Here is a 2,736-nt window from a genome sequence, read left to right on the forward strand (position 1 = left end):
AACCTGCCGCCTGACAAATATGAGGGCGAAAAAGGATGGAATACCCTCGTGCTGAACTTCGACCCCTCGGAATTCGCACTCTAGAGCTGCCGGGATTGGAACCCATGCCGGATAGCAAACCACCCCTGCAAACCCTTCGTAAGAAGCTGAAAGGCTTGTCTCTATGATCAAGGTCTCTCTTATCCGCGCCATGATGGTGGCAGCGGGCATGTTAGTCGCCGTCGTGGCGGCGGTGACGCCGGCGAATGCTGAAGTCGAAATCAACATCAACAAGGGCAACGTCGAACCGCTGCCGATTGCTGTCACCGATTTCCTCCAGGGCGAACTCGGCCAGAAGATCTCCGACGTGGTCGCAGCCGACCTCAAGCGCTCCGGCCTGTTTGCGCCGATCAACAAGGGCGCCTTCATCGAAAAGATCAGCAACCCTGACGCCACGCCGCGCTTCGAGGACTGGAAGGTTATCAACGCGCAAGCGCTGGTCACCGGCCGCGTGACCCAGGAAGGTGACGGCAGGTTGAAGGCGGAATTCCGCCTGTGGGACACGTTCGGTGGCACGCAGATGACCGGCCAGCAGTTCTTCACCCAGCCGGAAAACTGGCGTCGCGTCGCCCACATCATCGCCGATGCCATCTATGAGCGCATCACCGGCGAGAAGGGCTACTTCGACACGCGCATCGTCTATGTCGCCGAGAGCGGCCCGAAGACGGCGCGCAAGCGTCAGCTGGCGATCATGGACCAGGACGGCTTCAACGCCCGCGCGCTCACCAACTCCAACGACATCGTGCTGACGCCGCGCTTCTCGCCGAACCGCCAGGAAGTCACCTACATGTCGTTCGAAAACCAGCAGCCGCGGGTTTACCTGCTGCAGCTGGAAACCGGACAGCGCGAGGTCGTCGGCAACTTCCCCGGCATGACGTTCTCGCCGCGCTTCTCGCCGGATGGCCAGCGCGTGATCATGAGCCTGCAGCAGGACGGCAACGCCAACATCTACACGATGGACCTGCGCTCGCGCACGACGACCCGTCTCACCAACACCGCGGCGATCGACACCGCGCCGTCCTATTCGCCCGATGGCAGCCAGATCGCCTTTGAAAGCGACCGCGGCGGCCGCCAGCAGATCTACGTCATGGGTGCAGATGGTTCCGGCCAGCGCCGCATCTCCTTCGGCGACGGCTCCTATTCGACGCCGGTCTGGTCTCCGCGTGGCGACCTCATCGCCTTTACCAAGCAGTCGGGCGGCAAGTTCTCGATCGGCGTGATGAAGACCGACGGTTCGGGTGAGCGCATCCTGACCACCGGCTTCCACAACGAGGGCCCGACCTGGGCGCCGAACGGCCGTGTGCTGATGTTTTTCCGCCAGGGCGCAGGCTCCGGCGGACCGCAGCTCTATTCGATCGACCTCTCCGGCTACAACGAACAGCTGATCCAGACGCAGGGCTTTGCGTCCGACCCGGCCTGGTCGCCGCTGCTCGAGTAGTTGATCCGATTTGCGGCGGGGAATGTGGCAGCGACGCCGCTTTCTCGCCGCAAAGTGCTGGTCTAGCAGGCGCCGAGCTTAAATTATCGATTTGTTAACCATAACTGTTGAAAAGCGATTAACCGCTTCCGGTTACAGTCTGGCAACCGTGAATTCAGACACTTCTCAAGGAGACCGGCGTATGAGCCGAATTGACACCCCGGCCGCAGGCCGCATGCAGACCATCGCTCGCAACCCGGTCATGATCGCCCTGGTCATGACGCTTGCCCTGGCTGGCTGTGCATCGAAGAAGAACCTGCCGGGAAGTGCTGGCGAACTTGGTCTCGGTGGCGCCGGTGCCGCAACGCCTGGCTCGCAGCAGGACTTCACCGTCAATGTCGGCGACCGCATCTTCTTTGACACCGACTCCACCTCGATCCGTGCAGACGCGCAGCAGACGCTCGCTCGCCAGGCTCAGTGGCTTGCCAAGTACCCGAACTACGCGATCACGATCGAAGGCCATGCCGACGAACGCGGCACGCGCGAATACAACCTTGCGCTCGGTGCGCGCCGTGCGGCCTCGACCCGCGACTACCTCATCAGCCAGGGCGTTCCGTCGAATCGCATGAAGACGATCTCCTACGGCAAGGAAAAGCCGGTGGCCGTCTGCGACGACATCTCGTGCTGGTCGCAGAACCGCCGTGCAGTCACCGTACTGGGTGGCGCTGGCATGTAATCTGACGACCGAGCCATGCTCGGTCGGGTAGCATGACGTGCTGCGGGGAACGCACCGTGCCCCCAGGATCACAGACTGCTAAAATATAAGGGCGGCTCTCGGCCGCCCTTTGCTTTTTTACCACACTTTGGCCGAACTCCGTTGCTTTTTCAGGGCAATTGGAAAACTGTGCGGCAATCACCCAGTTGACTCGGCGAGATGTATTGCGGGCCCCGATCACGGGTGGGACAACCGGTATTCGAACAGGACAAATGAAATGAAGAAATTTGTCGTGGCGGGACTGATCGGTCTTGCAGCCCTTTCGGGCCTTGGCCAGACGGCGAACGCCATGCCTCTTTCAGGGCTGCTGGCCCGAACGACTGAAGCCAATTCAGGCGTGCAGAAGCTGCCCGTCGTGAAGGTGCAGTCGGCCGAGACCGCACGGATTGGCCAGCTTGAAGAACAGATCCGCTCGCTCAACGGGCGTATCGAGGAAATGAGCTTCCAGCTCCTGCAGATGCAGGAACAGATCCGGAAGTTCCAGGAGGACAACGAATTCCGCTTC

The 2,736-nt window shown here is 61.2% G+C and carries 3 protein-coding genes and 1 pseudogene; 3 read left to right on the forward strand and 1 reads right to left on the reverse strand.

Features of this window, described 5'->3' with window-relative positions:
- Positions 1-210 (reverse strand): hypothetical protein (locus tag VGO12_RS28740; RefSeq protein WP_327516146.1); only part of this gene is annotated, 210 nt, incomplete at its 3' end.
- Between VGO12_RS28740 and tolB the strand changes: the two genes are divergently transcribed.
- The 3 genes and pseudogenes from tolB to VGO12_RS28755 form a co-directional block, all read left to right on the forward strand.
- Positions 191-1,477: a Tol-Pal system beta propeller repeat protein TolB gene (tolB, locus tag VGO12_RS28745; RefSeq protein ID WP_327516145.1), complete on the forward strand. Its 1,287-nt coding sequence runs from the start codon at positions 191-193 to the stop codon at positions 1,475-1,477. The two genes, VGO12_RS28740 and tolB, sit on opposite strands and share 20 nt — an antisense overlap.
- A 181-nt stretch (positions 1,478-1,658) precedes the next feature.
- Positions 1,659-2,192 (forward strand): peptidoglycan-associated lipoprotein Pal, encoded by a 534-nt coding sequence (pal, locus tag VGO12_RS28750; protein ID WP_327498876.1) that lies wholly within the window; start codon positions 1,659-1,661, stop codon positions 2,190-2,192.
- A 256-nt stretch (positions 2,193-2,448) separates the two neighbouring features.
- A pseudogene (locus VGO12_RS28755) lies at positions 2,449-2,736 on the forward strand (tol-pal system protein YbgF); the annotation flags it as partial.

Origin of the sequence: Ensifer sp., from assembly GCF_035999135.1 — a bacterium.
GTDB lineage: Bacteria > Pseudomonadota > Alphaproteobacteria > Rhizobiales > Rhizobiaceae > Ensifer.

Coding starts and splice junctions, on each gene's coding strand:
- tolB (WP_327516145.1), top strand. CDS start 191: ATGATGGTGGCAGCGGGCATGTTAGTCGCCGTCGTGGCGGCGGTGACG.
- pal (WP_327498876.1), top strand. CDS start 1,659: ATGAGCCGAATTGACACCCCGGCCGCAGGCCGCATGCAGACCATCGCT.